General features: G+C 66.2%; 18 protein-coding genes and 1 riboswitch. Of the genes, 11 read left to right on the forward strand and 7 right to left on the reverse strand.

Annotated elements, in window-relative coordinates:
- Positions 1-81: 81 nt before the first annotated feature.
- Positions 82-277, reverse strand: a riboswitch (cobalamin riboswitch).
- A gap of 273 nt (positions 278-550) precedes the next feature.
- Complete coding sequence (locus IC50_RS31755) at positions 551-2,041, forward strand: amidohydrolase family protein (protein WP_035714608.1); 1,491 nt, start codon at positions 551-553, stop codon at positions 2,039-2,041.
- A 3-nt stretch (positions 2,042-2,044) separates the two neighbouring features.
- Complete coding sequence (locus tag IC50_RS31760) at positions 2,045-2,974, forward strand: CobW family GTP-binding protein (RefSeq protein WP_035714610.1); 930 nt, start codon at positions 2,045-2,047, stop codon at positions 2,972-2,974.
- A gap of 80 nt (positions 2,975-3,054) precedes the next feature.
- On the opposite strand, the gene IC50_RS31765 is transcribed toward IC50_RS31760, so the two are convergent.
- Both IC50_RS31765 and IC50_RS31770 read right to left on the reverse strand, forming a co-directional pair.
- Positions 3,055-3,528, reverse strand: coding sequence for a hypothetical protein (locus IC50_RS31765; RefSeq protein WP_035714612.1), 474 nt, complete (start codon positions 3,526-3,528; stop codon positions 3,055-3,057).
- Positions 3,529-3,539: 11 nt separating this feature from the next.
- Positions 3,540-4,040: a hypothetical protein gene (locus IC50_RS31770; protein ID WP_035714615.1), complete on the reverse strand. Its 501-nt coding sequence runs from the start codon at positions 4,038-4,040 to the stop codon at positions 3,540-3,542.
- A 206-nt stretch (positions 4,041-4,246) separates the two neighbouring features.
- On the opposite strand from IC50_RS31770, the gene IC50_RS31775 reads away from it, so the two are divergent.
- The 4 genes from IC50_RS31775 to IC50_RS31790 all read left to right on the forward strand — a co-directional run bounded on the left by IC50_RS31775 (position 4,247) and on the right by IC50_RS31790 (position 11,629).
- Positions 4,247-4,438 (forward strand): hypothetical protein, encoded by a 192-nt coding sequence (locus IC50_RS31775; RefSeq protein ID WP_035714618.1) that lies wholly within the window; start codon positions 4,247-4,249, stop codon positions 4,436-4,438.
- 83 nt (positions 4,439-4,521) lie between these two features.
- A complete protein-coding gene (locus IC50_RS31780; protein ID WP_035714620.1) occupies positions 4,522-6,243 on the forward strand; it encodes an AMP-binding protein in 1,722 nt (573 codons plus the stop codon).
- A gap of 12 nt (positions 6,244-6,255) precedes the next feature.
- The gene (locus IC50_RS31785) at positions 6,256-9,561 is read left to right on the forward strand and encodes an acetyl-CoA carboxylase family protein (protein ID WP_035714622.1); all 3,306 of its coding nucleotides are present in this window, start codon (positions 6,256-6,258) and stop codon (positions 9,559-9,561) included.
- A 208-nt stretch (positions 9,562-9,769) separates the two neighbouring features.
- Complete coding sequence (locus IC50_RS31790) at positions 9,770-11,629, forward strand: sigma-54-dependent Fis family transcriptional regulator (RefSeq protein WP_035714625.1); 1,860 nt, start codon at positions 9,770-9,772, stop codon at positions 11,627-11,629.
- Positions 11,630-11,693: 64 nt separating this feature from the next.
- On the opposite strand, the gene IC50_RS31795 is transcribed toward IC50_RS31790, so the two are convergent.
- Positions 11,694-12,263, reverse strand: coding sequence for a flavin reductase family protein (locus IC50_RS31795; protein WP_035714629.1), 570 nt, complete (start codon positions 12,261-12,263; stop codon positions 11,694-11,696).
- A 57-nt stretch (positions 12,264-12,320) separates the two neighbouring features.
- The gene (locus tag IC50_RS31800) at positions 12,321-13,418 is read right to left on the reverse strand and encodes an LLM class flavin-dependent oxidoreductase (RefSeq protein ID WP_035714632.1); all 1,098 of its coding nucleotides are present in this window, start codon (positions 13,416-13,418) and stop codon (positions 12,321-12,323) included.
- 217 nt (positions 13,419-13,635) lie between these two features.
- On the opposite strand from IC50_RS31800, the gene IC50_RS31805 reads away from it, so the two are divergent.
- The 3 genes from IC50_RS31805 to poxB all read left to right on the forward strand — a co-directional run bounded on the left by IC50_RS31805 (position 13,636) and on the right by poxB (position 17,040).
- Complete coding sequence (locus IC50_RS31805; RefSeq protein WP_035714635.1) at positions 13,636-14,550, forward strand: 2-dehydro-3-deoxygalactonokinase; 915 nt, start codon at positions 13,636-13,638, stop codon at positions 14,548-14,550.
- Between the two features lie 13 nt (positions 14,551-14,563).
- On the forward strand, positions 14,564-15,196 hold the full coding sequence (locus tag IC50_RS31810; RefSeq protein ID WP_035714639.1) for a 2-dehydro-3-deoxy-6-phosphogalactonate aldolase: 633 nt from the start codon (positions 14,564-14,566) through the stop codon (positions 15,194-15,196).
- A 107-nt stretch (positions 15,197-15,303) separates the two neighbouring features.
- The gene (gene poxB, locus IC50_RS31815) at positions 15,304-17,040 is read left to right on the forward strand and encodes a ubiquinone-dependent pyruvate dehydrogenase (RefSeq protein ID WP_035714642.1); all 1,737 of its coding nucleotides are present in this window, start codon (positions 15,304-15,306) and stop codon (positions 17,038-17,040) included.
- A gap of 62 nt (positions 17,041-17,102) precedes the next feature.
- Here poxB and IC50_RS31820 read toward each other — a convergent pair whose 3' ends face one another.
- The gene (locus IC50_RS31820; RefSeq protein ID WP_035714644.1) at positions 17,103-17,468 is read right to left on the reverse strand and encodes a hypothetical protein; all 366 of its coding nucleotides are present in this window, start codon (positions 17,466-17,468) and stop codon (positions 17,103-17,105) included.
- A gap of 69 nt (positions 17,469-17,537) precedes the next feature.
- A complete protein-coding gene (locus tag IC50_RS31825) occupies positions 17,538-18,446 on the reverse strand; it encodes a PaaI family thioesterase (protein ID WP_035714647.1) in 909 nt (302 codons plus the stop codon).
- A 135-nt stretch (positions 18,447-18,581) separates the two neighbouring features.
- On the opposite strand from IC50_RS31825, the gene IC50_RS42115 reads away from it, so the two are divergent.
- Together IC50_RS42115 and IC50_RS31835 are read left to right on the forward strand one after the other, a co-directional pair.
- Positions 18,582-18,902, forward strand: a complete 321-nt coding sequence (locus IC50_RS42115) for a hypothetical protein (protein WP_035714659.1) — start codon at positions 18,582-18,584, stop codon at positions 18,900-18,902.
- A gap of 183 nt (positions 18,903-19,085) precedes the next feature.
- A complete protein-coding gene (locus IC50_RS31835; protein WP_035714651.1) occupies positions 19,086-20,312 on the forward strand; it encodes an LON peptidase substrate-binding domain-containing protein in 1,227 nt (408 codons plus the stop codon).
- Positions 20,313-20,331: 19 nt separating this feature from the next.
- Here IC50_RS31835 and IC50_RS31840 read toward each other — a convergent pair.
- Positions 20,332-21,414: amidase (locus IC50_RS31840; RefSeq protein WP_035714654.1), on the reverse strand; the 1,083-nt coding region annotated here is incomplete at its 5' end.

The following is a 21,414-nucleotide window of genomic DNA, read 5'->3' on the forward strand; positions in this document are numbered from 1 at the left end:
TCACCGCGAACGTAGTTTGGCTGCTGCCTCAAGAAGACGGCAACCCAACACCCACCAGGACACCCCGCCCAATGTGCTCGCGTGTGACCACGACTGACGGCAGGTCTCCTGGCTCGCGGGTCGTTGCCTTTCGCCGCCTTCCCAGGCCCGCAGGCCCAGTGGCGTTTGGCGAAGGCTCACCGCTTACAGTTGCGGGGGCAGCCACGGCGTTGGGGGATCTCCCGCACCGTATTCCCTATTGATCTCCCGAAGGAGAACCGTCGCAGGCACCCTAGTTTTATTTGCAAAGGGCTGTCAACTGGCCGTTCCGAACTCGGCGCATCGCGCCGTCATCGACAACCTGCAGCTCGCACGTCAGCTGTCGGGCAAAACGGCGAAGACGGACGGAGCTCAGGTCCGGCAAAGCAAATCATGCCGCGAGGCTGCAAGCGCATGTCTGCGATCCCCGCCAAATAGCCTTCCGCGGAAGCATGATGCGTCGGCTTCGGTGGAGGTGGTCGTTGCTCCCGGAATCTGCCTTGATGCGATCTCAACTTGGTGGAGTGACGGTATGAGCGGTCTGGTGATCTCTGGCGGCCGGGTGGTGGATCCCGCGAGCGGGATGGACGCCGTCGGCGACGTGGCGGTGGTGGACGGCAGGATCGCCGCCGTCGGCACGGGCCTCGGCGGCGCCGAGCGGGTGATCGACGCGACCGGCCTTGTGGTCGCGCCCGGCTTCATCGATCTGCATGCGCATGGCCAGTCGATCCCGGCCGACCGCATGCAGGCGTTCGACGGCGTCACGACGACGCTCGATCTCGAGGCCGGCGTGCTGCCGGTCGCGTCCTGGTACGAGCGCCAGGCGCGGAAAGGCCGCGTGCTGAACTACGGCGCCGCGACCAACTGGGCCTTTGCCCGCATCGGCGCGATGACGGGCTCCAATGCGGAGAGCTCGCTGGAGGCGTTCGGCAATGCCATGCGCGACCGCCGCTGGATCGACAACGTCGCGACCGAAGCGGAGGTATCAGGCATTCTCGATCGCCTCACGCGCGGCCTGAACGAGGGCGGCATCGGCATCGGCATCCTGAACGCCTATGCGCCGGGCGCCGGCGTGCAGGAACTGACCGCGGTGTGCCAGTTGGCTGCGGCCAAGGACGTGCCGACCTTCACCCACGTCGCCTTCATGTCGCGCATCGACCCCGAGAGCGCGGCGGAAGCCTATATCCGGCTGATCGGCTATGCCGGCGCCACCGGCGCGCACATGCACATCTGCCATTTCAATTCGTCGAGCAAGACCGACGTCGAGCGCTGCCGCGTGCTGATCGCGAAGGCGCAGGCGCAGGGCCTTCCCATCACCGTCGAGGCCTATCCTTACGGCACCGGCTCGACCGTGCTGGCGGCCGCCTTCTTCAGCGATCCCGAGTTCGTCGAGCGCAACGGCACCGGTTATGATTCCGTGCAGCGCGTGACCGACGGTTATCGCTTCCACGATCGCGAGGAGCTCTTGAAGGCGCAGGCCGAGGAGCCGTCCTCCCTGGTGCTCTGGCACATCCTCGATACCGAGAACAACGCGCACCACCGCGACCTGCTCGACATGTCGGTGCTATATCCCGGCGGCGCGATCGCGTCCGATGCGATGCCGTGGACGCTGTCCGACGGCAGCACCTATATCGGCGATGCCTGGCCGCTGCCGGATGATGCGACCTCGCATCCGCGCTCGGCCGGCTGCTTCACGAAATTCATCCGCGAATGGGTGCGCGAGCGCAAGGCCGTGTCGCTGCTGGAAGGCGTGCGCAAATGCGCGCTGATCCCGGCGGAGATCCTCTCCCAGAGCACGCCCGCGATGCGGGCCAAGGGCCGGCTTGCGAAAGACGCCGATGCCGACATCGTCGTGTTCGACTACGAGAAGCTCTCGGACCGCGCGACATTCACCGCGATGAACCGTCCCTCCGAAGGCGTGCGGCATCTCGTCGTCAGCGGTCAGCCGCTGATCTCCGACGGCGTGCTGGACGTGGCCGCGAGGCCCGGCAAGCCGGTGCGCCGCCCCGTCGTCGAGGGCTGACCCATGCCGGTCCCCATTCTCCTGGTGACGGGCTTTCTGGGGGCGGGCAAGACCACGGTCGTGAACCATCTGCTGGCGCACGCCGAGGGCCGGCAGATCGCCGCCGTCGTCAACGATTTCGGCGCGATCAACATCGATGCGGAGCTGATCGCAGGTGCGAGCGACGGCGTGGTCAGCCTCGCCAATGGCTGTATCTGCTGCTCGCTCGAAGGCGATCTGCTCCGCACGCTCTCGACGCTGCTGCGGCGCGATCCCAGGCCGGACTATATCGTCATCGAGACCAGCGGCATCGCAGATCCCGCCGACATCGTGCGCAATCTGATGGATCCGGTGATCCTGCGCGAGGCGCCGCTGGAGACCGTGCTTTGCGTGATGGACGCGACGGCGCCGCCCGCCGCCCTCGACGACGCGCTCCAGCGTTCGCAGTTGCGCGTCGCCGATATCGTGGCGCTCAGCAAGCTGGATCTGGCGGACGCGGGCGCGGGCGCGCGGATGCGCGCGGCCATCCGCGCGCTGCGCATTCCCGCCGTCGTGGTCGATGCGCGGCATGGCGGGATTCCTGCGCCGCTGCTGTTTCCCTCGGACGGCGATCGCCCGCCAGCGTCGCGCGAAGTGGGCCCGCGGCGGCCGGCAGAGGAGCGCTTCGAGACGCTGAGCTGGACCTCGGATAAGCCGGTCTCGCTGCCGCGCCTGCAGCAGGCCATCAACCGGCTGGCGCCGAAGCTGGCGCGCGCCAAAGGCCTCTTCGAGAGCATCGAGCAGCCCGGACGCCCGATGGTGCTTCAGTTCGCCGGTGGCCGCGCCACGCTCGCTCCGGGCGATGCGCCGGCAGCGGGCGTGCCGCGGACGCGGATCGTCTTCATCGCCGAGCTCGGGGTGCTGTCGAAGGCCGAGCTCGACGGCATCATGGAGGCGTGCGTTGCGGCGCTGTGATGCCCGCGTAGCCGGCTTCTCGGCCGCCTCGCCGTGATAGCGCAGGGCCGCTCCCGATGCGACTGGAACCCGTCAAAGCATCAGCAGAAGGCCAGCGCGTTGACCGCCCGCGTGGTCGCCATCTCGTTCTCGTTGCCGACGAACTGGCAGACGATGGACTCGAGCTCACCCGGCTGCTTGCGGCGCGCAACCGCCAGCAGGCGCATCAACTCGGTTTCGTCCTTCGACAGGCGCCGGCAGGACGGCGGCATGAAGCACAGCTCGCATGGCCGGCCGCCGCGCAGGATCCTGACGAGGGCCGCGGCCCGCGCCACCAGCAGCGGACTATCGGCGATGCCGGGCGCCTCGTCGGCAAAGCGATAGGCCGCTTCCCAGCAATCGGAGGCGCCGGTCGCGTAGGCAGCTCCGATGAAGCGGAACAGCAACAGCGCGACGCGGCAGAAATCATCGTAGCTCTCGACGCTTCGTGGCGCCGCAAGCGCAGCCTGGAGCGGACAGAGCTGCGACTGGCCCGCGTCCGGGACCGCCACGGAATCGCATGCATCCTGCATCATGAATGTTCTCGTCAGTGCAGCGTGGGGCTTCCGACCAGCCAGCTCTTCATCGCCATCGTCCGATGATGGTCGTAAGACCGCACGTGCCGGTCGGGCAGGACGAGACCGGCCATGCGGAAGATCGTTGCAAGCCCCTGGACCGGCGCGAGCGCCCAATCGGCGCCGACCGGCGGCAGCCAGCGTTCGAACTGCTCGCGGGCGACGTCGATGCGGTCCTGCTGTGCTGCGGCGATGGCACGCAGAATTCCGCGCTCGCTGTCCGACATGCGCGGGCAAGTCGGGCAGTGCACCTCGATGGCGGTGTGGGCCGTGCAGGCGAAGATCTCGATGATCGACTCCAGCGAGGGCACGGCGTCGCCTACGCGGAAATGGTCGTACACCTCCTTGATATCGGCCGCGGTGGGAACGGCGCCTCCGCTGCGTGCCTTCGCCCTGAATCCCCAGATGAAGAGCCGCTCCGCTGCGCTCAGCGCAGGAAGGTCGAGGCGCCCGGTATATGTCGATTGATGCATTGAGCCTGTGGCCTTTGCTGCACTCGCGCCAGAGCTGGCGCGGATGATCTGCGCCGATCGTTCCGCCAGAGACCTCTCCAAGTCAACGCTCGGAGAGGCGATGTCGAGGTGTTCCAGATTGGAAGAATTCGTATCTCGGACTCACATCACGGCAGCTCTCGCGCGGAATTGCGGGGATTTTCGATAACCCGAATGATAAGGAGTCCATGCGCGCGCGGATGGTCGCCGGTCACCAGGCCAAGACGCTGCGGATGGTCGATGTCGGCTACGCCAGGGTGCTCGCCATGTTCGACGACAATGCGTCGGCCCGAGCGACGAGCTATTTCCGCGCTGCGGCATCGGCCGTGCTGCGGAAAACTGTTTTCCTTGACATGAACTCTGCCGTGCTCGACGTGTAACGAAGTCGCGTGACGACACGTTGCGTTCCTCGCGATAAGAGTTGCGTTCCTCGCGATAAGAAAAGCAGCACGGGAAAGACGCCATGAGTGCAGGCCTCGACGAAAAGGACTACCTCGCCGCCTTGCGCGGGTTGTGGAACGAGGCCTGGCCGAAGGGCATGCCGCGCTCGCCGAACTATCTGCACGGCGAAGTGCCCCTGACGGAATATCTGCGCGCCTGGGCGAAGCGGAATCCGGAGCATCCTGCGGTGATCTTCTACGGTCACGTCATGACCTACGCGGACCTCGACCGGCAGAGCGACCGCTTTGCGGCGTTGTTGCAGGCCAAAGGCGTGCGCAAGGGCGACCGCGTCGCCGTGTTTCTGCCGAACTGCCCGCAATTCCACATCGTGTTTTTCGGCATCCTGAAGCTCGGCGCGATCCACGTTCCCGTCAGCCCGCTGTCGCGCGCGTTCGAGCTGTCCTACGAGCTTAACGACACCCAGGCCGAAGTGATCGTCGCGCTGGACCAGCTCATGCCGGTCGTCGAGCAGGTGAAGGGCGAGGTGCGGCTGCGCGAGATCATCGTCACCAGCTTTGCCGACGTCGTGCCGGCAACGCCGGCGTTTCCGGCGCCGGACTCGATCCGCGGTCCGCGCGTCACAATACCGGGCACGACCGATCTGCTGCCGGCGCTCACCGCGCTAACTGCGCCGACGCCGCTGCCGCCCCCCGGGCTCGATGATGTCGCTGCTCTCAACTACACTGGCGGCACGACCGGCATGCCGAAGGGCTGCGTCCACACCCATCGCGACATGGTCTACACGGCCGCCGCCAATTACGGCATCTCGGTCCTGTCCGACGAGAGCAGCGTGTTCCTGTCGTTCTTTCCGGAGTTCTGGATCGCGGGCGAGAATTTCGGGCTGATCTTCCCGCTGTTCTCCGGCGCGACGCTGGTGCTGCTCGCACGCTGGGACGCCGTCGGCGCGATGGCCGCGATCGACAAGTACAAGGTCACGATCATCGCGATGCCGGTCGACGGCGCCGTCGAGCTGATGGATCATCCGCGCTGGAGTGAGTTCGACCTGTCGTCCTTGAAGCAGGTGCGGGTGGTCTCGTTCGTCAAGAAGCTCAATGCCGACTATCGTAAGCGCTGGAAGGATCTCACCGGCACGATCCTGATGGAGGCGGCCTGGGGCATGACGGAGACCCATACCTCCAACACCTTCACGGCCGGCTTCCAGGACAATGATTTCGACCTCAACAACCAGCCGATCTTCGTCGGGCTGCCGGTCCCCGGTGCCGAGTTCAAGATCACCGATTTCGAGACCGGTGCGCTGTTGCCTCTGGGGGCGGAAGGTGAGATCCGCGTACGCACGCCGTCGCTGCTCAAGAGCTACTGGAACAAGCCGGAGGCGACCGCGGAGTCTCTGATCGACGGCTGGTTGCGCACCGGCGACATCGGTACCATCGACAAGGCTGGTTTCCTGCACTTCCTCGGCCGCCGCAAGGAGATGCTGAAGGTCAAGGGCATGAGCGTGTTTCCGCCGGAGATCGAGGCACTGCTCGGGCAGCATCCGAAGGTGCTGGGCTCGGGCGTGGTCGGCCGCGACGATCCCGACAAGGGGCAGGTGCCGGTTGCCTTTGTCCAGCTCAAGCCTGAGGCGGTCGGCACCCTCTCTGCGGAAGACCTGCGCAGCTGGTGCGCCGAGCGCATGGCCGTCTACAAGGTCCCGGAGATCCGCATCATCGAAGCCCTGCCGCTGACGGCTACGGGTAAAGTGAAGAAGCAGGACCTTAATCCAAGCCTGCCTGCTGCTGTCTGAGTGAGAGAGATCATGTCGTTCAAGAAGCTCCTGATCGCCAATCGCGGCGAGATCGCCATTCGCATCGCGCGCGCGGCAGCCGATGCCGGCATCGCGACGGTCGCGATTCATCCTGCGGACGATGCGCTGTCGCTGCATGTGCGCGTTGCGGACGAGGCGATCGAGATCCCCGGCCGGGGCGCGCGGGCCTATCTCGACATCGACGCCGTGGTGAAGGCGGCCAAGGCGGTGGGCTGTGACGCCGTGCATCCCGGCTATGGCTTTCTCAGCGAGAACGCGGCCTTCGCAAAGGCCTGCTCCGACGCAGGGATCACCTTCGTCGGCCCCAAGGCGACCGCGCTCGAACTGTTCGGCGACAAGGTCGCGGCGCGGCAACTGGCCAAGCGCTGCGGCGTGCCGATCATCGCCGGCACCAGCGGGCCGTCGAGTCTCGAGGAGATCACGGCCTTTTTCGCATCGCTCGGCAGCAACGCGGCGATCGTGATCAAGGCGATGGCCGGCGGCGGCGGTCGCGGCATGCGCGTGGTGGAGAACGCGCCCGATCTCGCGGAAGCCTATGCGCGCTGCCAGTCGGAGGCCAAGGCTGCCTTCGGCTTCAACGGCGTCTATGCCGAGCGGCTGATCCGGCAGGCGCGCCACATCGAGGTGCAGATCATCGGCGACCGCCATGGCGCAATCTCTCATCTCTGGGAGCGTGAATGCACCATCCAGCGCCGCCATCAGAAGCTGATCGAGGTGGCGCCGAGCCCGTCGCTGAGCGATACCTTGCGCGGCCGCATCATCGAGGCGGCCAAGCAGCTTGCGACGGCTGCGGCTTACGACAATCTCGGCACGTTCGAGTTCCTGGTCGACGGCACCGCCGAGGACAGCTTCGCCTTCATCGAGGCCAACCCGCGGCTCCAGGTCGAGCACACCGTGACGGAAGAGGTGCTCGGGCTCGATCTCGTCCGCGCCCAGCTCGCAGTCGCTGCGGGCGCTTCGCTAGCCTCGCTCGGCCTTGCGCAAGGATCGATCCCGAAGCCGCGCGGCCATGCCGTGCAGCTGCGCGTCAACATGGAAACTTTGGACGAGACGGGCGCGACCCATCCGACCGGCGGCGTGCTTGCCGTGTTCGAACCGCCGTCGGGCCCCGGCGTGCGTGTCGATAGCTTTGGCTATGCCGGCTACAAGACCAGTGCCGCCTTCGACTCGCTGCTCGCCAAGGTCATCGTCCACACATCGGGCGAAGCCTGGCATGACGTGGTCGCAAAGGCCTCGCGCGCCTTGCGCGAGTTCCGGATCGACGGCGTCGTCACCAACATCGCCTTCCTCCAGGCGGTGCTGGCGCACCCCGATTTCAGGACCAACCGCATCGCGACCGACTTCATTGATCGCAATATCGCAAAGCTCGTCGATGCCGCCGATGGCGCGGCCAAGCCGCTCTACTTTGCCGCTCCGGAGCGAGGCGGAGCGCACGGCACCGAGACGCACGTTGCGCAAGCGGTGCCCGAAGGCGCGGCGATGGTTGCAGCGCCCCTGCAAGGAACCATCGTCACCATCCAGGTGAGGGAAGGCGAGATCGTCCGCCCCGGCCAGCAGCTCGCGGTGATCGAGTCCATGAAGATGGAGCACCTCGTCATGGCCGAGCAGGGCGGCCGGGTGATGAAGCTCCTTGCCGGCGACGGGGTCACGCTGCTGCATGGCGAGCCGATCCTGTATCTCGAGCCGCTCGACGTCGCGGCAGACAGCACGGCCGTGGAAGCCGATGTCGATCTCGACCACATCCGCCCCGATCTTGCCGAGCTGATCGCGCGTCAGGCCAACACGCTCGACGAGAACCGTCCGGCCTCGGTCGAGCGCCGCCGCAACACCAACCAGCGCACCGCGCGCGAGAACGTCGCCCAGCTCGTCGACGACGGCTCGTTCATGGAGTACGGCAGCCTTGCAATCGCGGCGCAGCGCCGCCGGCGCAAGCTCGACGATCTCATCAAGAATACGCCGGCCGACGGCCTCGTCATGGGCGTCGCCACCGTGAATGCCGAGAAGTTCGGCCCGGAGGGCGCGCGCTGCATCGTCGTGGCCTACGACTACACCGTGCTCGCGGGCACGCAGGGCCACATGAACCACAAGAAGATCGACCGCATGCTGACGCTGGCGGAGGATTGGCGCGTGCCGATGGTGTTTTACGCCGAGGGCGGCGGCGGGCGGCCCGGCGACACCGACCGGCTCGGCATGACCGGCCTCGACGGTCCGTCCTTCGTGCAGTTCGCAAGGCTCTCCGGCCTCGTGCCCGTCGTCGGTGTCGTGTCGGGCTATTGCTTCGCCGGCAACGCGGCGATGCTCGGCTGCTGCGACGTGATCATCGCCACCAAGAACGCCTCGATCGGCATGGGCGGCCCGGCAATGATCGAGGGCGGCGGGCTCGGCGTCTATCATCCGGCCGAGGTCGGCCCGGTCTCGTTCCAGGCGCCGAACGGTGTCGTCGACATCCTGGTCGAGGACGAGGAGGAAGCGACGCGCGTCGCGCAAAAATACCTGTCCTATTTCCAGGGGGCGGTGACGAATTGGGAAGCCGCCGACCAGCGCCTGCTCCGCCGCGCCATCCCCGAGAACCGGCTGCGCGTCTACGACATCCGCAGCGTCATTGATCTGGTCGCCGACAACGACAGCGTGCTGGAGCTGCGCCGCGATTACGGCGTCGGCATGATCACCGCGCTGATCCGCATCGAGGGCAAGCCGTTCGGCCTGATCGCCAACAATCCCCGTCATCTCGGCGGCGCGATCGATGCGGATGCCGGAGACAAGGCCGCGCGCTTCCTCCAGCTCTGCGATGCCTTCGATCTGCCGATCGTCTCGCTGTGCGACACGCCCGGCTTCATGGTCGGTCCGGAAGCGGAGAAGACCGCGATCGTGCGCCACGTCTCGCGCATGTTCGTCACGGGCGCGAGCCTCACCGTGCCGCTGTTCGGCATCGTGCTGCGCAAGGGCTATGGGTTAGGGGCGCAGTCGATGATCGGCGGCGGCTTCCACGCCTCGTTCTTCACCGCGGCCTGGCCGACCGGCGAGTTCGGCGGCATGGGGCTCGAGGGCTATGTCCGCCTCGGCTTCCGCAAGGAGATGGAGGCGATCGCCGATCCCGAGGAGCGCGAGACCTACTACCGCAACAAGGTCGCCGAGCTCTACGCCAACGGCAAGGCCGTCTCGATCGCCTCGGTGTTCGAGATCGACAACGTCATCGACCCCGCCGAGACCCGGCGCTGGATCATGGCGGGCCTGCGTTCGGTGCCGAAACCGCCGGCGCGGACGGCGAAGAAGCGGCCGTGCATCGACACGTGGTGAGGGCGGTGCAGCAAAACTAACTCCCTCCGTCATTCCGGGGCGATGCGAAGCATCGAACCCGGAATCTCGAGATCCCGGGTTCGGCTCTTCGAGCCGCCCCGGGAAGACGATCGAGAGAGGTGCGCCACTCGGCGTTCCCGGTTCCCGATTGACATCCCCGCCTGTGGTGCCAGACTTTGCACAATAGTACAGGGTGGAGACGTCCGCGATGGCCAGCCTTTCGGCCTCGAACCATGTCGCCCGTGTCTTGTCCGTCGCCAACCACGTGGCCGACGTCGATGCCTCTTCGCGGATCGCCAATTCCTGGCGGCGTTGCCTCGTCGATCACAAGCTCGATCCCGCCCGCCAGGGCCCGCCGCAGACGCTGACCGAAGCCGAGATCCGGTACGCCGCCGAGCCGATGGAGGAGACGATCAGGCTCGCAATGCCCGAGCTCGACGATCTCGCCCGTGTGCTGCGCGAGGCCGGCTACTGCGTCAATCTCGCGGATGCGAACGCGACCATGCTGTTCAGCCGTCTGCCCGGCGAAGCCGATGCAAGGATGTTTCTGGACTGGAAGATCTACACCGGCTCGAACTTCGCCGAGACCTTTGAGGGCACCAACGGGCTCGGCACCGCGCTGGCCGAGGAAAAGCCGATCCTGGTGCATCGCGACGAACATTTTCGCGCGCAATGGCACATGTTCTCCTGCGCCGTGGCGCCGCTGTTCGACCAGGCCGGACGGCTCGCCGGTGCCGTCAACATCACCTCCTGCCGCGCGGATCTGGAGCGCGCCGCGCATCAGCTCGCGCTCGCGGTGACGATGGAGGCGACGCGGCGGATGGAGGGAGCGATCTTTCGTGGCCATTTCCGCGACGCCTGGATCGCCACCGTGCCCGGTGACGGCGGCGATGGCCTCATCGCCTATGACGACGACCGGCGCATCGTCGGCGCCTGCCGTTCCGCGCGTGCACTGCTCGGTCTCACCGATGGCATGATCGCCTCCGGCATTGACCTGTCGCGCTACATCGAGTTCGACCATCAGCCCGGGCGTGGCGCGGACGATGCTGTTCGGCTGCGCTGCGCCGACGGCAGCGCCCTGGGCCATGGCCATGTCGCGCCGCCGCCACGCACGAGGGCGCGCCCGCTTGCACCGCGCCGCGATGCGCCTGTCGATCACTATGGTGCGCTGCATCGGCTCGCCGGCCGCGATCCCGGCCTGATCAAAAGCGTGAACCGGCTCAGGCGCATCGGAGATCGCAATCTGCCGGTGCTGCTGCATGGCGAGACCGGCGTCGGCAAGGATGTGTTCGCGCGCGCCATTCACGCCGCCAGCGATCGGGCGCGTCGCAACTATGTGGCGCTCAATTGCGCGGCGATGCCGGAGAGCCTGATCGACGCCGAACTGTTCGGCTACGAGGCCGGCGCCTTCACCGGCGCGCGGCGCGAGGGCTCGAAGGGCCTGATCGTGCAGGCCCACGGCGGCACGCTGTTCCTCGACGAGATCGGCGACATGCCGATCGGCTTGCAGACGCGCCTGTTGCGCGTCCTGGAAAACCGCGAGGTCTGGCCGCTCGGCGCGCTCAAGCCTGTCGCCGTCGACATCCGCCTGATCAGCGCCACGCATCGCGATCTCGGCCGTATGGCGGAGCAGGGCGCCTTCCGCGCCGATCTCTATTTCCGCCTGCGCGGCATCGAGGTGCACCTGCCGGCGTTGCGCGAGCGCGCCGACCGCGGCGACATCATCCGCCAGATCGCGCGCGAGGAAGCGCCGGGCTGCAGGCTTTCGGACGAAGCATGGTCGCAGCTTGCGGCCTATCCCTTCCCCGGCAACATGCGCCAGCTCCGTCACGTGCTGCGGCTCGCGGGTTGCACGGCGGAGAACGGTGTCATCACCGATGCCGATCTTGATCTGCCACCGTTCGGCGGACGGGTTGAGCAGGACCTTGAAGCAGCCGAGCGCGCCACGATCATCGAGGCCTTGCGCAAGCATGGCGGTCGCGTGACGGAAGCAGCGCGCACTCTGAAGCTGAGCCGCGCGACGCTGTATCGCAAGATCAAGCTGTTGAGGATCGAGACGACGCAGTAGCGAGATTGCTTGCGGCAGCGCTCCACCTTCTCCCTTCAGGGGGGAAGGGCCACGCTTGCTGCCTCTACGAAAAATCCGTCCAGCTCAGATGCCGTGCATCGAGGTCGCCGAGCGCGATCGCCTCGCGCATCTCCCGGGGCGCGTGAAAATTGCTGCGCAGATAGACCAGCGGTGTCGCGGTCGCCGAATGCGAGGCACTGCGCACCTCGCCGACGAAAATCGAATGCGTTCTGGTCTCGAATTCCTGCGCCAGCACGCAGTCGAACGCGGCGACCGCGTCCGTCAGCACCGGGGCGCCGGTCGCCGCCCGCGTCCACTGCCCGAACGCAAAGCGGTCGTCGCCGTTGACGCCCTTCTGCCCGCTGAAGGTGAGGGCGAGCAGCGCGTGATCCTCGTGCAGGAAATTGATCGCGAACGCGCCCTCCTCGCGGATGCGCGCATGCGCGCTGGCGTTGCGGTTGACGCAGACGATCAGCGAGGGCGGCGAGTCCGACAGCGAGCAGGCCGAGGTCACGGTCAGCCCCGTGCGCTTGCCGTGCTCGGCGCCTACCGTCACCAGCGCCACGGCACCGGCACATTGGCGCATCGCCTGCTTGAAATCCTTTGCGTCGAGAGGTTTGGCGTCCACCGTCACGCGGAAATCTCCGAAATGAATGCAGGTGCGGCACGATCGCGCCGCACCCGCATCTGGTCAAGCCGCCTTCTTCGCGGAGCCGAGATGCTTCAGGCGCGGCATCACCTCGTTCTTCAGCAGCGAGAGCGAGTGGTGCCAGGCCTCGGCCTTGTGCTTGTAGTCGAAGCCGAACACCAGCAGCACGCCGAAGCCGCCGACCTCGTCGTAGATCTTCTCGATCTTCTCGGCGACCGTCGCGGGCGAGCCGACGATCCAGTTCCGCTTGGCGCAATATTCCACCGTGACGTCGCTGTCGGGCACGTCGGGCGCGTGCTTCAGATAATCCTTGAAGCCGAAATGGCCGAGCAGGGGCAGGAAATACTCGCTCATCATCCGGCCCATCATGTCGCCGGTCGAGAGCTTCCAGGCCTCCTCGTCGGTGTCGGCGACGAACACCTCGCGCACCAGCCGCCAGTCCTGCCGGTTCGGTTTGCGTCCCGTCTTGGCGGCGCCGATCTCGACGGAGTCCCAATGGCTCGAGACATAGGCCGGGTTGAGATTGAGGCTCATCGGGATGAAGCCGCGCTCGCCGGCGAGCTTCAGCGTGTCCGAGTTCTTCGACAGCCCCGCAACGCCGATCGGCGGATGCGGTGCCTGCAACGGCTTGATGTGGGGCTTGAGGAAGTCGAACATCGTGTCCGGCTTGGTCACGGTCCAGTACTTGCCCTTGTGGGTGAAGGGTGCCGGCTCTGTCCACAGCTTCAGGATGATCTCGAGCGCCTCGCGTGTCATGTCGCGGTTCTGTCCGCTCATGCCGTCGACGTTGAACATCGCCCAGTCGCTCGGCAGCCCCGATGCCGCGACGCCGAAATTGAGCCGACCCTCGGAGAGATGGTCGAGCATGGCAACGCGGTTGGCGAGCTCGGCCGGGTGGTGATAGGGCAGCAGGAAGCCGCCCGGCCCGATGCGAAGCTTCTTGGTCTGCATCAAGGCCTGCGCGATCAGGAGGTCCGGCGTGGGATTGGGTTCCCAGGGCGCGGTGTGGTGCTCGCCGACCCAGGCTTCCTGGTAGCCGAGCTCGTCGAGCCAGCGCATGACCTGCAGGTCCCAGTCGTTTCCTTCCTTCAGGCCGCACTCCGGCGGGTGCGAAGGCATCGTGAAATAGCCGATCTCCATGGGTTTCCTCATCTGATGTTGACGCGTCTTGTCGCGCGTTGGCGGAGTTGAGTGCTGAAGCTTCAGCAAGCGGTGTGCCAGCGCGGCGGAGCTTCGAATTGAAGAGAAAGGGCTGGTTTGCCCGCGCAATAGCCGGTATCCCGACCGGAGCCTGCAGGACATCGTCTCATTTGTCGCGAGACGGCGTCTTGGCCGTGAGACGAGGACGAGACCTGACATGACCGAACCCGCTTACGTCGCGGTGGATTGGGGCACCAGCAGTTTCCGCCTGTGGCTGGTCGATCGTGCCGGCCAGGTGCTGGCCGAACGCCGCAGCGATGAAGGCATGCTGGCCGCGGCGAAGGCCGGCTTCCCGGCAGTGCTGCGATCGCATCTTGCGGCGGTCGAAGCGCCGGATCATCTGCCGGTGCTCGTCTGCGGCATGGCCGGTGCCCGCACCGGCTGGGTCGAGGCCGGCTATGTCGACTCGCCGGCTCCTCTCTCTGCCGTTCTGAAGCAGGCCGTGCGCGTGCCGGGCGAGGCGCGCGACATCCGCATCCTGCCGGGCATTGCGCAGCGCGATGCAAAAGCGCCGGACGTCATGCGCGGCGAGGAGACGCAATTGCTCGGTGCGCTCGGTCTCGATGCTGCGGGGGAGATGCTGGTCTGCATGCCCGGCACGCATTCGAAATGGGTTCGCGTGAAGGACGGCACGGTCGCGCATTTCTCCACCTTCATGACCGGCGAGCTGTTCAGCGTAGTCTCGCGCGAAACGATCCTGTCGCTCGCAGTCGCCGGCGCGGACGACGCCGAGGACGTCGCGAGCTTCAAGGCGGCCGTGAAGGCCGCGTTCGAGACGCCAGCCTTCGCCGCCAACCTTCTGTTCACCGCGCGGTCGCGGCAGCTTCTGTTCGGCGGCACGCCGGCCGCGGCGCGCGAGACGCTGTCGGGTACGTTGATCGGTGTCGAGCTGGCGGCAGGGCTCTCCGGCACCGTGCCGCAAGCCGGTGTCCAGCTGATTGCCTCGGGGCGGCTCGCGAAGTTGTACCGGCTGGCTTTCGAGGCGCTGTCGGTGACCGCAACGCCGGTCGATGCGGATGAAGCGGTCCGCCGCGGTCTGTCGATGGCGGCTGCCGCGATCTGGACGAAGTAGAGGAATTCTTGAAATGAGCGCTCCCTTTCCACCGATGAAGCGGCCGCTGGTCGCGATCCTGCGCGGCGTCGAGCCCGAGGAGACCGAGGCCATCGTCGGCGTCCTGATCGAGGCCGGCATGACCGCGATCGAGATCCCCCTGAATTCGCGCGATCCATTCCGCTCCATCGCAATGGCCGTGAAGCAGGCGCCGGCTGGCGTGTTGATCGGCGCCGGCACGGTGCTGACCACAGGAGATGTCGATCGTCTCAACGACGTCGGCGGCAAGCTGATGATCTCACCGAATGTCGACACCGAGGTGCTGGCGCGCGCCCATCAGCACGGCATGGTGACGATGCCCGGCGTGTTCTCGCCGACCGAGGCGCTGCTCGCGGCGCGATCCGGCGCGTCGAGCCTGAAGTTCTTTCCGGCGAGCGTGCTCGGCGCCTCCGGCATTGCCGCGATCCGGGCCGTGCTGCCATCAGGCGTGATGATCGCCGCCGTCGGCGGCGTCTCCGACCATAACTTTGCGGAGTACATCAAGGGCGGCGTGACGGCGTTCGGGCTCGGCTCCAGCCTCTACAAGCCCGGCATGACGGCAGCGGATGTCGCAGCTCGTGCAAAGGTGACCGTCGCGGCCTATGATCGGGCGATTGTGAAAAATTGAACCGGAACGGACAAGCCGTGATCGTGTCATAGCTTATTGTCTCTCGCGGCGTCGCTTCCGATGTTCGTGCATCGTGCACATGCGACTGGCTGAAGCAGGAGACCGACATGGCGATCAACAACGTAGCCGATCTGTTCGTGGCAACGCTCGAGCAGGCCGGCGTCAGGCGCATCTACGGCATTGTCGGCGACAGTCTGAACGCGCTGACCGAGGCGCTGCGCCGTCGTGGCACCATCGAGTGGATCCATGTCCGGCACGAGGAGGTCGCGGCGTTTGCAGCGGCCGGCGAAGCCGAGATGACAGGGAACCTCGCAGTCTGCGCCGGCTCCTGCGGCCCGGGCAATCTGCATCTGATCAACGGGCTGTTCGATGCGCATCGCAGCCGCGTTCCGGTGCTGGCGATTGCGGCGCAGATCCCGACAGCCGAGATCGGCGGCGGTTATTTCCAGGAGACCCATCCGCAGAACCTGTTTCGCGAATGCAGCCACTACTGCGAGCTGGTCTCGGACTCGAGCCAGCTGCCTTACGTGCTGGAGAATGCGATTCGCGCGGCGGTGGGGTTGCGCGGCGTTGCCGTCGTCGCCATGCCCGGCGACGTCGCCTTCCGTAGTCCCCCGAAGCGCGCGCTGTCGACGCCGCGCGGCCTCAGCGTGTCGGCACCGAAGGTCGTGCCGCGGGCGGATGAGCTGAAGGCGCTTGCGGATCTCCTGAACGGCGGCGAGCGCGTCACGCTGTTCTGCGGCCGCGGCTGCGCCGGCGCCCATGCGCCCCTGATGCAGCTTGCCGAAGCGCTGAAGAGCCCGATCGTGCATGCGCTCGGCGGCAAGGAGCATGTCGAGTACGACAACCCCTACGACGTCGGCATGACCGGCTTCATCGGCTTTTCCTCGGGCTATGCCGCCATGCACGCCTGCGATACGCTGGTGATGCTCGGCACCGATTTTCCCTACAAGCAGTTCTTCCCGACGGACTGCCAGGTGGCGCAGATCGACATCCGCCCGGAGAATCTGGGACGGCGGTGCCGGATCGATCTCGGCCTCGTCGGCGACGTCAAGCCTACAATCGAGGCGCTGCTGCCGCTGCTCGCGACAAAGACGCAGCGCAAGCATCTCGATGATGCTGTCGCGCACTACAGGAAGGCACGCGAGGGCCTGGATTCGCTCGCCAGGGGCACGCCGGGAAGCAAGCCGATCCATCCTCAATACCTCGCCAAGGTCATCAGTGATCACGCATCGGACGATGCCGTGTTCACCGCCGACGTCGGCACGCCGACGGTGTGGGCCGCGCGCTATCTCGAGATGAACGGTCGCCGCCGGCTGATCGGCTCCTTCGTGCACGGCTCGATGGCCAATGCGATGCCGCAGGCGATCGGCGCGCAGGCCGCGCAGCCCGGCCGCCAGGTCATCTCGCTCTCCGGCGACGGCGGCTTCACCATGCTGATGGGCGACCTCATCACGCTGACGCAGATGAAGCTGCCGGTGAAGGTGGTCGTCTTCAACAACGGCGTGCTCGGCTTCGTGGCACTGGAGATGAAGGCGGCGGGCTTCGTCGATACCAATGTCGACCTGGAGAACCCCGATTTCGCGGCGATGGCGCGCGCGATGGGGATCTTCGCGAAACGCGTCGAGGATCCCGGCGAACTGCCCGGCGCGATGAAGGAGATACTTGCACATGACGGGCCGGCGCTGCTCGACGTCGTCACCGCCAAGCAGGAGCTGTCGATGCCGCCGACCATCACCGCCGAGCAGGTCAAGGGTTTCAGCCTCTGGGTCCTGCGCGCGGTGATGAACGGCCGCGGCGACGAGGTGCTGGACCTTGCGAAGACGAATCTCTTGCCGCGCTGATTTCGGCCGAGGCGGTTCGGTTCACCTCTCCCACCGGGCGAGGTGAACCACCTGCGCAGCCCTCAGCCCCGCTTCACCGATGGCACGGGCATCTGCTCATGGCGGCGCTGGAAGCGTTGCCAGTGCAGCGCGATGCCGACCAGCAGCGCCGGCACAAAGCCGAGCGCGATCAGGAAATGCGGCAGCGCCTTCGCTGAGACGAAGGCAATCGCAATGTCCGAGATCAGCCACAGCGCTGCGAATATGACTGCAAAGTCCGTGCGCGGGCAGCGCAGGTAATAGAGCACGGCGGTGATAACGATGGCAGGACCGATGGCGATCGCGAATATGATCGCCGTTAGCTCCTTCGGCGTCAGCGCGTCGAGCACCATCGATGCCAGCAGCCAGAGCGCAGCGAACATGGCGACGATATCGAGCGGATGCCGCAATCTAATACCTCTCGCGGGGACGTGTGCTATCGTTGTGGCCGGAACTTCGGCCGTCAAGTTAAAATGCGCTTATTCCTCGTCACTTCCCGGCGTCGGACGCAGCATGAAGTGGCCGAAGGCGGTGGCGATCGGCTTGGTCGCGTCGTCCTGCCAGGCCCGCGCCTCGAAGGCGACGATGCGCCGACCCTGCTTCACGATCGAGACGTTGGCAAAGGTGTCGAGGGCGCGGCCGGAACGCAGATAGTTGACCGTGAGGCCGATCGGCTTGGGCGGCGCCGCGGTGCCGAGCTCGCGCGCCACCCCGACGATCGCAGTGGTCTCGAGGAAAGCGCCGGTCATGCCGCCATGGATCGCAGGCAGGATCGGATTGCCGATGATCTGCGGCGAGAACGGCATCGTCAGCGTGCCGTCGTCGTTGACGCGGATGCCGAGCGCGCGCGCGAACGGGCTGTTCGCAAACGGACCATCCGGATCCTCCGGCGCCTCCAGCATCGGAATGCTGCGCGCATCCATCCTGCGGTCGGCCAGCATGTTGGTGCGGTTGGCGCCGATCATGAAGCAGGCGGTCGCGGTCGCGACCGGATCGTCCTCCGATTCCTGATAGGCGGTGGAGCGCACGAAGGCGATCGAGCGCGTGGTACGGTAACAGACCGAATGCGCCTTGATGTCGAGGCCGGGCGTCGCCGGCCTCTGGTAGTCGATACGCAGATCGAGGGTTGCGATCGCGCGCGTGCCGTCGAGCGCAAGTTGCACCGCTATGCCGCAGCTCTCGTCCAGCATCGCGGTGACGACGCCGCCATGCAGCACGCCGGTCTCGGTGTCGCCGACGAAGACGGGCCGGTAGGGCAGGCTCGACCAGGCCTCGGCGGGAGCGAAGCGATCGAGCTGCAGCCCGCTGATATGGCCATAGTCGGAACGGCGGCCCTTGATCGCGTCGGCGAGTTCCTCGAACGGGAGCGTGGTCGTTGTGGTGGTCATGGGCACGTTCTAGACCAGTGTCGGGCCTCGCGCAAAATCCCGAATGAGCCCGCACGGGGCGGTTTGGCCTCGACAGGGCGCGCCGAAGCGCCGATGGTGGGCGCTTCGTTCGTCGATGAACTGCAAGGAGCGCCCATGGCCGACCCCGAAACGCCCGCCACCAATCAGGGGCCCGTCACCATTTCGAGCTCCAGCTCGGAGCGGGCGCCGATCATCTATTTCGACGGCGCGTCCTGCTTCGGTCATCACAACGGCGCGATCCAGATCGAGCTTGCCGCGAACCTGTTGATGCCGGTCGGTGCCGCCGTCAGGGTCGACGTGGTCCAGACCGCGCATCTGCGTTGCAGCGTGGCCGCGGCGCTGGCGCTGCGCGAAGCCCTCGACAAGGCGCTGGCGATGTACAAGCAGGGCCAGCAGCAGCCGGCGGCGGAGGACATCCCCGCGGTGAAGAACTGAGATCGCAATTGACAGCGATTTATCTTTGCGCCACCTTCCGTGCAGGTTGATACGGCCTGCCGGTTGCTCCCTCCGTGGAATGGTGAACGTATCGAGCCTTCTCGGCCTCCCCTTTGCCCGAGCGTCCGGGTCAGCAACGCAACCGCCTGATACATCTGGATCGCTCATGCAGAGGACGAACCGATGCGCGATTTTCGCGATGCCAAGGCTATGGCGCAGACCCTGCGCGAATCCCTGACCACCAAGGCCGTCACCATCAGTCACAGCGAAAGCCTCGAACTGGTGTCGAGGATGCTGGGCGTTGCCGACTGGAATACATTATCGGCAATGCTTCAGACCGGGCGTCGCGACACGCCCGTGCCGATAGTGAGGCTCAAAGGCTCGACCGCGGTCTATCCGGCGGTCCCGTTGCGCGATTTCGTGCCGTTTCCAAACGCAACCTTTCCGCTGTTCGTCGGGCGCGAGAACACGGTGCTGGCGCTCAACCATGCGTTCGAGGGCGCACGCGAGATGGTCTGTGCGATTCAGCGCGACGCGACCGTCGATGAGCCGCAATTTGCCGACGTCTGCGAGATCGGTCTGCTCGCTCAATTGGTCGAGCTCGAACGGCTCTCCGACGGCTCGATCAGGGTGCTGACGCGCGGAATTCGCCGCGTCGGGCTTCGCAGCTTCGCGGCGACGAACAACGGTTACCGGTCCGAGGCCTTCGAATTGCCCGTGAGCCCGCCTGCGGATGCGCCTGACCTCGTCCGCCGAACCATCCAGCGTTTCGAGGATTATGCGGCGGCTCACGGTCTTCTGATGCCGGATGTCTGGCTGTTCTTCGATCAGACGCGCGACGTCGGGCATATCGCCGATACAATGGCGATGCGGATGAAGCTGTCGGTCAAGGACAAGTACGACCTGCTGGCAATCCTCGATCCCGTGAAGCGGCTGGAGAAGATTGACGCGTTGCTCGACGTGTCGTCTCGCTCGTTCGCTCCGGCCTATGTCGCTACGCGCCGCCGGGCGCTTGATCTTGCCGACCGGCGCCGCCATCAGTTTGCAACGCTGGAACATCTTCTGCTGGCGTTGACCGAAGACGGTGATGCCGCGCCTGTCCTGCAGGCCTGCAACGCCGATCTCGGCACGCTCAGGCAGAGCCTGACCGACTATCTCGACAAGGAACTCGCTCACATTGTGGTCGAGACCGGTACCGCAGCGCCGTCTGCTGCATTCCAGCGCGTCGATCGTCGGGCCGCGCTGCTTGCCCAGGAGGTCGGCAATCCCGCGGTGACCGGCGCCAATGCACTCGTCGCCCTGTTTCCGGAAACACGAAGTCCCGCGGTGCGCTTCCTCGCCGAGCAGGACGTATCGCGTTGGCGCGTGGACAAGGCCATCGCGAAAGCGAGTGCCAGGGACAAGGGTTAGAGGAGGACGCGGCGGCAGCTCACGCCTTGGTCACATGCACCTTCGCGGTCTTTCCGCCGTTCCACTTGCCGTCGAGCGCGCGCTCGATCTGGGCGGCGAGCTGCAGCAGCAGCCCGTCATTGGCCTGCTTGGCGATGGCCTGGATGCCGAGCGGCAGGCCGTGGTCCTGGGTCGCCATCGGCATCGAGATCGCCGGCATGCCGCAGAGATTGGCGAGCGGCGTGAAGGCGAAGTTGCGCCAGAGATTGCCGAACCAGTCGAGCACATCGGGATTGTCGGAGATGGTGAGGTACTCCCTGGTGCCGACTTTCGGCGTCGGCAGCGCCGTGATCGGCGTCAGGATCACGTCCCACTGCTCGAAGAAGGCGCCGAAGCCGCGCGAGGTCGTGTTGAACACTCCCTGCATCTTCGCCCGCTCGGCGAAGCTCGTGTGCCGGCCAGCTTCCCAGATGCGAATGTTCACGGGTTCGATCAGATCTTCCGGCGGTTTTTCCAGCCCGCGCGCAGCGAGCATGTTGGAGATCACCACCGCGAAGTTCGAGATGTAGCAGGTGGTCTGCGCCGCGAACGCGGCACGGAAATCGATCTCGGGCAGCGCGTAGTCGACGTGATGGCCGAGGTCTTCGAGGAAGCGGCCGGCCTTCTCCAGCTCGGCGGCGATCGCTGGCGTCGCGGTGTAGTCGCCCCATGTGTGCGACAGCGCGATGCGAAGCTTTGACGGATCGCGCTTGATCATCTCGCAATAAGGCTGCGCCGTGGTCCAGAACGGCATGAATTCGCCAGGTGCCGGTCCGCGGGCATGGTCGACGAAGGCGGCGGTGTCGCGCACCGAGCGCGACTGGCAGCCCTGGATCGAGACGAGGCCGGTGAGGTCGGACATGTGGGGAGCGAGCGAGAACACGCCGCGCGAGACCTTCAGGCCGATATTGCCATTGACGCCAGCGGGAATCCGGATCGAGCCGCCGCCGTCGGTCGCATGCGCGATCGGCACCACGCCGGCGGCGACCATCGCAGCGCTACCTGCCGACGAGCCACAGGTGGTGTAGTCGGTATTCCAGGGATTGCGCGTGACGTAGACGGCGGGATTGTCGGCCGAAGAGCA

Origin of the sequence: Bradyrhizobium genomosp. I (2014) (assembly GCF_000261685.1) — a bacterium.
Lineage (GTDB): Bacteria > Pseudomonadota > Alphaproteobacteria > Rhizobiales > Xanthobacteraceae > Bradyrhizobium.

Excerpts from the sequence above, each read along its gene's own strand:
- IC50_RS31765 (WP_035714612.1), bottom strand. The coding sequence starts at position 3,528 with ATGATGCAGGATGCATGCGATTCCGTGGCGGTCCCGGACGCGGGCCAG.
- IC50_RS31775 (WP_035714618.1), top strand. The coding sequence starts at position 4,247 with ATGCGCGCGCGGATGGTCGCCGGTCACCAGGCCAAGACGCTGCGGATG.
- poxB (WP_035714642.1), top strand. The coding sequence starts at position 15,304 with ATGGCGATCAACAACGTAGCCGATCTGTTCGTGGCAACGCTCGAGCAG.
- IC50_RS31835 (WP_035714651.1), top strand. The coding sequence starts at position 19,086 with ATGCGCGATTTTCGCGATGCCAAGGCTATGGCGCAGACCCTGCGCGAA.
- IC50_RS31760 (WP_035714610.1), top strand. The coding sequence starts at position 2,045 with ATGCCGGTCCCCATTCTCCTGGTGACGGGCTTTCTGGGGGCGGGCAAG.
- IC50_RS31790 (WP_035714625.1), top strand. The coding sequence starts at position 9,770 with ATGGCCAGCCTTTCGGCCTCGAACCATGTCGCCCGTGTCTTGTCCGTC.
- IC50_RS31800 (WP_035714632.1), bottom strand. The coding sequence starts at position 13,418 with ATGGAGATCGGCTATTTCACGATGCCTTCGCACCCGCCGGAGTGCGGC.
- IC50_RS31785 (WP_035714622.1), top strand. The coding sequence starts at position 6,256 with ATGTCGTTCAAGAAGCTCCTGATCGCCAATCGCGGCGAGATCGCCATT.
- IC50_RS31805 (WP_035714635.1), top strand. The coding sequence starts at position 13,636 with ATGACCGAACCCGCTTACGTCGCGGTGGATTGGGGCACCAGCAGTTTC.
- IC50_RS31755 (WP_035714608.1), top strand. The coding sequence starts at position 551 with ATGAGCGGTCTGGTGATCTCTGGCGGCCGGGTGGTGGATCCCGCGAGC.
- IC50_RS31770 (WP_035714615.1), bottom strand. The coding sequence starts at position 4,040 with ATGCATCAATCGACATATACCGGGCGCCTCGACCTTCCTGCGCTGAGC.
- IC50_RS31810 (WP_035714639.1), top strand. The coding sequence starts at position 14,564 with ATGAGCGCTCCCTTTCCACCGATGAAGCGGCCGCTGGTCGCGATCCTG.
- IC50_RS31825 (WP_035714647.1), bottom strand. The coding sequence starts at position 18,446 with ATGACCACCACAACGACCACGCTCCCGTTCGAGGAACTCGCCGACGCG.
- IC50_RS31780 (WP_035714620.1), top strand. The coding sequence starts at position 4,522 with ATGAGTGCAGGCCTCGACGAAAAGGACTACCTCGCCGCCTTGCGCGGG.
- IC50_RS42115 (WP_035714659.1), top strand. The coding sequence starts at position 18,582 with ATGGCCGACCCCGAAACGCCCGCCACCAATCAGGGGCCCGTCACCATT.